Origin of the sequence: Nitrincola alkalisediminis (genome assembly GCF_009821115.1) — a bacterium.
GTDB classification, from domain to species: domain Bacteria; phylum Pseudomonadota; class Gammaproteobacteria; order Pseudomonadales; family Balneatricaceae; genus Nitrincola; species Nitrincola alkalisediminis.
Genome location: NZ_VYTY01000021.1, coordinates 1 through 6,812 on the forward strand (window position 1 = coordinate 1; position 6,812 = coordinate 6,812).

Sequence of the window (6,812 nt, forward strand, 5' to 3'; positions counted from 1 at the left end):
ATCAACCCAGACAAGCTAAACAGCTTAATAGAGAACAGAGATATGCTAGCAGAGAATTTAAGTGAACAGATCGCAGAGATTCAAAGAAAAGCCCCTAGGCAACGGAGTCACACTAGGGGCAAGGGAGGAGATGAGTACGTGACTAGCCGTTACGGTATTCGATAGGCATTTCGTCCCAGCCTTGTTTGATTTCAAGAAGGAGATTCATGATTTCCTGTGCTTTTTCAGCATCGTTTAAGCGATTTGCTTGTAGCGATGTTTCCAACATATACACATAAAGCTTATCGAGATTACTAGCAACCTCTCCACCTTCTTCAAGGTTTAGGTTATCACGCAGGGCAATCAAGATATCATTACCCTTATTCAAATGTGCGGCACGCGCATCAATTTCATTGCGCTCTATCGCCCCCTTGGCTTTGGCAAAGGCTTCCAACGCTCCAGTCAATAACATTGAAATAAGTTTGTGCGGAGAAGCGGTCTGCACCGTTGAATGAATGTCGACTTGCTTATATTGCTGTAAAGCTTTAGGTGCGTTCATAGTTAGTTACCAAAATCTGTTATTAACGTCGCTTAGCTGTGAAAGGTAAACGATCAAGCAGTCCATCTAACTGATCGCCTGTCGCCTGAAAATTGGAGATTATACGCTCCATTGCAAGAAATTGTGCTTGTAGCTGAATAAATCGCCGATCCATGCGTGTATCTAACTTTTCTCGCTCATCTCCGATCAAGGTAAGGTCACGATTTAAGCTCGACTCTCGGCTATCAATCGCCCCATCCTTCGCCAAAAAGTTGGCAACCAGTCGATTCAATTCACCACTTAACCCTTGCGAGTAATCAATGGTAGCAGAATAAGGGACACCCGAAGCCGACTCGGATATTGTAAAATTAAGACCATAGGCCGGAGAGTTCAATGCAGGTAGCAAGACGTTTCCTGCACCAAAGCCAGCCACCCCATTAATGGTACCCACTACATCTTTACCCGCTTGTCCGGCTCTAACGGCCAAACCAATATTATCCTGCGCCTCGCCACTCACATTCGTAAAGACAACGTTTGACGATTTGCCGTACTCGCGAGAGGTAAAGGTAAACGATGAACTTGCCGTATCATACGCAACATCAATACCCGCTGTCGGGCCACTGAACTTAGAGTCGGCGTTTATCAGTGACTGCATATCAGCCGCGAGTTCTTCTGCCGTATTATAGGTTTTGTTCTGAGGTAACTGAATCAACCCAGACTCTATACCGTTAATCCTTAAGCGAAAGCTGAAATCATCCGTACCCGTTGAAAAGGCTTGAAAACCACTGTCCAACTCATTGCCTGTGTACTTGCCTTTTTCAGGTGCAGTGGTTATTTCTATCTCATACCGCCCCGCCTGAGCATTGCTTGCCGCGGTGCCTAAGGTTCCTGTCACAGATGATGAATTAGACTTAATCTGCGGTGAAAATATCGCAGCGAGCTTGTCGAAGTTGTTATTAATGGCTGCGCTAAACTCTTTTTCATTAATCGACAGCGTGCCATCCAATTCGGTTTTGATTCCCAAGGTTGCTAAAGACGAGAAATCTGAATTAACACCCGGCACTGAGGACACCAACATTTCACGTAAACGCGAAACCATGCTTTTCGCAATACCATCGGATGCCAAATCACCCTTGACTAACTGGTTAGTCTCATTACGACTATACCCAGTCAAGTCTGTGGCTAACTTGTAAAAGGTATTAAAGCCCTCAACAAAATCACGAATGGCCTGTTCGCCCGTGCCTTTGTCTTCGGTAATGGAAAAGTTGATAATTTCACCTGGGCTTTGCTTATTGATCGTGAACTCAAGCCCTGCTATGACGTTTTTGATTTCGTTCGAATCACGCTTAATTTCCAATCCGTTGATTTTCAAACTAGCATCCGTTGCAGCCTGCCCTTGCGTCAACGTTTTGCTGGTTTCGTTAAAATTAAACATCGAAGACAAGGCAGGCCCACTGCCGCCCGTATCGGTCGCGGTAACGGACAACGCATTCGCCTCACCCGTCGGAGAGGAAATCATCAGACGAAACTGCCCACCATCCTGGATAATAGACGCTTGCACACCTGCGTTAGCACGGTTGATGGCATCTCGCACACCTTCCAAACTATTGTTCGTGGCATCGATGGTAATCTGTAAGGTCTCTTTAGACGTATTGCGGGTAAACTCAGTTTCCCCTGTGTTCCAAGTGCCAAAATTAATTTCTAAGGTACCTGTCCCGATTTCGGCCCGTCGATCCGAGACAATGCCAGTGGCTAATGACTGTGACCGCGCTAAGGCTAGCACTTCGACTTGATAATTGCCCGTTACGGCATCGGCATCTAATTTGGTAGGCGTGACGGTATTGCTTTCGGTGAAAGATACACTGCGCGCACTAAAGGTATTCGGATCGCTTAAAGGACGCAATAAGCTTTGAAACTCAGATAAGCCACTTTTAAACACCCCATAGCCTGAAATCTGCGCTTCAAGATTGCTTTGCTTTTTATCCAAGCGCGATTCCGCAGGCTGACGCTCAATCGCAACCAAATCACTGACCAGTGTTTTGGTATCGATACCAGACCCTGCCCCTAACGCTGTGACCAGATTTGTACTCATGCTCCACCTCGATGCCTGCTTAACTCATGTACGATCACTTACATTGAAGCTGTACTAGGCCTTATCGTTAAACAGTAAACCCACCATTCCCTCTAAATACTCCGCAAACTTTAGAGTTTCCTCCGTCGGAATTTGACGGATCACCTCACTGGTTTGCACATCCACTACGCGTACCACGACTTTTTCTGCGCTATCGTCCACCGAGAAACTCAACGAACGCTGACCGTCTCGCATCATATCGTTTAGCTTATCAATTGCTTCTTCAAGTTTCTCAATCGAAAGGACCTTGTGTTCTTCCGTTGTTGGTGCATTTACTGAAGAGACGTTAGATGACTCGGAAGAGTTCTTAGTCGACATAGCCGACGAAACCTCGTTCGTCTCTACACGCGAAGACACCGAATCCGGTCGCGACTGGGACGCGGAGGGCGCGATTGCAGCGGCATTCATGCTTTCAATCGACATAACACACCTCGCTGTTTAAAAGATAAATGCCACCCGTTAGGTGCAGGTGGCATTTTAGAGTATAACCTAATGTCTCTTAATTACTGAAGAAGAGACAGTACCTGCTGTGGAGCAGCATTGGCCTGAGCCAACATCGCACTACCCGCCTGCTGCAACACCTGAGCGCGTGACAGCGCTGCTGTTTCAGCCGCAAAGTCCGCATCCTCAATCCGTGAACGTGCAGCTGCAGAATTCTCGGAAATGTTCGACAGGTTGTTAATGGTGAATTCTAAACGGTTATTAACCGAACCAAGATCACCACGAGTCGAGTTCACCTGCTCCAACGCTGTGTCGATAATATCGATTGCTTTTTGAGCGCCTGCTGCAGTTGATATATCGATGTTAGCGACAGAGTTACCGACGGACTTGGCATTATTGGTTTCTAACAATCCAGTCTTAGCCAAAGTTGCGGTATCACCTAGCTCAATTTTAATTTCTTGACCACTAACAGAATCAAGTTTAAGGCCGAAATCTGTCCCTATCTCCACTTTACTTGCCACTACACCTGTCTGATCACTGACTTTATTAATGGCTGCTACTAAAGCATCGGTATTATTTTCTGAAGATGTACCAGCCGCCGAGTTCTCGACTGCAACATTCACACCGTTAATTTTGATATCGCCCTCAACGATATCTAATGCTGCACCACCTGCAACAGCTCCTCCTGTAATGTCTGCACCCTCTCTTGCTTGAACACCTATATTGGTTACGGCAGCAGTACCCGCTACAGTTCCAGTTGCTTGTATCTCAATATCCACATTTTTTACATTTGGGTCTGTAATAGTGAACGCGAGTTGCGCTTGACGTGTCGCACCAGTGGTACCAAAACCAACTGCATTCGAGCCAGCTTGTTGATCAGCATTACCAGCAGGAGTAGTACCTGACCCCAATACACTGATAGTAGCACCAGTATCATTTGACAAAATCAAGTTCCCATCATCATTAAGCTCAGCTTTTATCAGTCCAGCACCTTGAGCATTAATTTTATCCACTACCTCTTGCATACTACCTGTATCAACGATTTCTATCTGATTAGCTTCTGTTGATGGCCCAACAATTGAAATCGTTAATTTATCACTACCACGAATAATACCTGTACTTGTTCCGGTCGCTTCTAACTCAGTGAATGCACTCACAGTAACACCTGAGACATTTGAGTTGATTATATCGAGCGACTCTTTTAAGTTTGAAGTAGAGCTCAAGTCACCGATATTTTGCTTATTGATTGAGACTGTTAAATCATTTGCTCCATCACTACCACCGGTAATAGCGTTAAGTGCTGTATTACCACCTACCAACATAGCACTAATCAAATCACCCGCAGGCTGACCACCCAAACCTTTCGCATCTAATTTACCCACTTCAAAGCTAATCAGCTGGTTGGATTCTGAACCGACCTGCAGACCGACCTTTCCTAAAGTACCGTCTAATAACTTTTGACCGTTGAAACTGGTGGTTTCTGCGATACGTGTCAACTCTGCTTTCAATTGAGTGACTTCCGCATTCAGGGTTGAACGGTTACCAGTATCGTAGGTTCCGTTCGCAGACTGCACAGAGAGCTCACGCATACGTTGAAGTATGTTGGTGGTTTCTTGCAATGCACCCTCAGCGGTCTGGATCATGGAGATACCGTCATTGGCGTTACGCACGGCCTGATTCAAGCCTTTGATTTGTGAAGTCATACGGTTTGCAATTGCCAAACCTGCAGCATCATCCTTAGCGGAGTTGATACGCTTACCACTGGTAAGACGTTCCATCGAGTTTTTCAAATCAGTCTGAGACAGGTTCAACTGACGCTGTGCATTGAGTGACTGAATATTTGAGTTAATTACCATAGCCATGAGAGTCTCTCCTCAGAGTGCATCGGAATGCCCGTATGCGTCTTTATTCATCAACAGCTGACTGGCATGTCAACTGAGCTTATGATCTCTATATCGCCCACTTTGTCAGAACCTTTAGAACTTTTTTCATCTTTGATTCAAAGCACCGTGGTTGAATTCAGTTATCGACTCGCGCACACTTAACTTTAGCAAAAATGTTTATTCTATCTTTGGAGACGCGTGCATGACCTTAATGTCCCTAGCCGAAAAGTTATCGGACCTGACCCGACAAGCGCTGTCCTATACAGATGCAAGGGATTGGGCAGCGCTCGAGTTGCTGCAAAATGAACGGGAAAAGCTCTTGCTGCAACTACGCGATCACATCTCCGAACGCCCCGTGCAATCCGAAAAAGAAAGCCTACGTTTGGCTGAAATTCTGAAACAAATAAAAGACGCTGATCAAGGCATGAGCCAACGCATAGAACGACTCAAATCCGAGTTGCTTGATGAAAACCATGATTTGAAAAAAGGACAGCGCATGCAGAAGGCGTATAAGCCGTTGGGTTAAGGCGGTGTATGAACTTTGGACGGGCCCATAAACTTGCAGCCAGGTTGCTGACTCTGTTTACACACAGGCTTTTGCTTTATACGTTTAGTTCAATGCAAACCCCGAAAGGCACTCTGCCCATCACTTTCAGAGAGTGCATGCCGCATGGATGCGGCATTCAAGCCTACACGGACGTATTTACGGCGGCTCTCTGGAAGGGGTGGGTAGAGTGCCTAAGCTAAACAGTCAGCTAGCTCTACTAAAAAATCAGTGGTTAGCTTTAAGCCTCAACTGTTCAACCTGGTCCACACTTAAACCTGACAGCTCTGCAATCATCACATCGTCCATTTCGGTCTGGGCAATAAGCTTAAGTGCCGTTTCACGCATCAGGGCTTGGCGACCTTTTTCAATGCCTTGCTCAATGCCTTTTTCAATGCCCTGTTCAAAACCACCTTCCCTCGCTTCCTTCAACAAGGTCGCTTCATCATGCATCGCCCGTTGACGCACAAATGCCAATCGACGCTCTTCATCATCTGCACTAATCATCTTCAATCGCTCCATTGCCTTTTTAACTGGCTCATAAGGTATATCCACCATCTGAACCAGACTCTGCCAATGCTCCAGAAACTCAATCCAAAACCTCAAAGATCCCGAACTCAACTCTAATCGATCCGCCTTTTTCAGTTCGATCAAATTGACCTGCAATTCGTTCCCTAAGCGCACATCCGGCTGCTTTTCATCTCGCATTTCAAAACGCCAAACCGCCTGTTGCTGCTGAGCCTCATTATCCATAAATAAATCAAAGTCCAGAAGATGGATCCCAACCGCTGCTTGCAGCTTGGCATAATCCATCCCCGCATCCAACTGCTCACTCAACATCCGCGCCAAATAATACGCGCTGCGCTTACCCCATGCATTGTAACGGCGTACCTGCATCTCAATATTATAGCGGTTATTCTCCGCATCCTGCGCCAGCACATCGAGAATGATGTATTTGCCTGTCAACTCAGCTGGATTAATACTCGGATTTAACACCTCTACCGATGTAATACTCGGCAAATCTGGCCGCACATCATTGATCAAATGTACCAACAAATCTGGCGCTTCAGCAAAAATGCGCTTAAACACATAGTCATTACGGGGGTCTAACAAATCGAAGTTTTGCATGATGATCATCCTGATCTTTATATTGTTTATCCTTTAAAAGCCGTAAACCCAACTCAATGGCTGAACTTACTACCTAAACTTTAATGCTTTTAAAAAGCCAAGTACACCACAACACTCTCAAAGGCACTCTACCCATCACTTTCAGAGAGTGCATGCCGCATGGATGCG

Annotated in this window: 6 protein-coding genes; 1 reads left to right on the forward strand and 5 read right to left on the reverse strand. The window is 45.9% G+C overall.

Going from position 1 to position 6,812, the window contains the following annotated elements:
• Nucleotides 1-142 precede the first annotated feature (142 nt).
• The 4 genes from fliS to F5971_RS18190 form a co-directional block, all read right to left on the reverse strand.
• Complete coding sequence (gene fliS, locus F5971_RS18175; RefSeq protein ID WP_193496355.1) at nucleotides 143-538, reverse strand: flagellar export chaperone FliS; 396 nt, start codon at nucleotides 536-538, stop codon at nucleotides 143-145.
• Nucleotides 539-560: 22 nt separating this feature from the next.
• Nucleotides 561-2,609, reverse strand: a complete 2,049-nt coding sequence (gene fliD, locus F5971_RS18180) for a flagellar filament capping protein FliD (protein WP_193496358.1) — start codon at nucleotides 2,607-2,609, stop codon at nucleotides 561-563.
• 54 nt (nucleotides 2,610-2,663) lie between these two features.
• A complete protein-coding gene (locus tag F5971_RS18185; protein WP_193496360.1) occupies nucleotides 2,664-3,071 on the reverse strand; it encodes a flagellar protein FlaG in 408 nt (135 codons plus the stop codon).
• Between the two features lie 80 nt (nucleotides 3,072-3,151).
• Nucleotides 3,152-4,951, reverse strand: a complete 1,800-nt coding sequence (locus tag F5971_RS18190; RefSeq protein ID WP_193496362.1) for a flagellin N-terminal helical domain-containing protein — start codon at nucleotides 4,949-4,951, stop codon at nucleotides 3,152-3,154.
• A 223-nt stretch (nucleotides 4,952-5,174) separates the two neighbouring features.
• On the opposite strand from F5971_RS18190, the gene F5971_RS18195 reads away from it, so the two are divergent.
• A complete protein-coding gene (locus F5971_RS18195) occupies nucleotides 5,175-5,498 on the forward strand; it encodes a flagellar protein FliT (RefSeq protein WP_193496364.1) in 324 nt (107 codons plus the stop codon).
• A gap of 246 nt (nucleotides 5,499-5,744) precedes the next feature.
• Here F5971_RS18195 and F5971_RS18200 read toward each other — a convergent pair whose 3' ends face one another.
• Nucleotides 5,745-6,644: an Rpn family recombination-promoting nuclease/putative transposase gene (locus F5971_RS18200; RefSeq protein ID WP_089503654.1), complete on the reverse strand. Its 900-nt coding sequence runs from the start codon at nucleotides 6,642-6,644 to the stop codon at nucleotides 5,745-5,747.
• Between the last annotated feature and the right edge of the window lie 168 nt (nucleotides 6,645-6,812).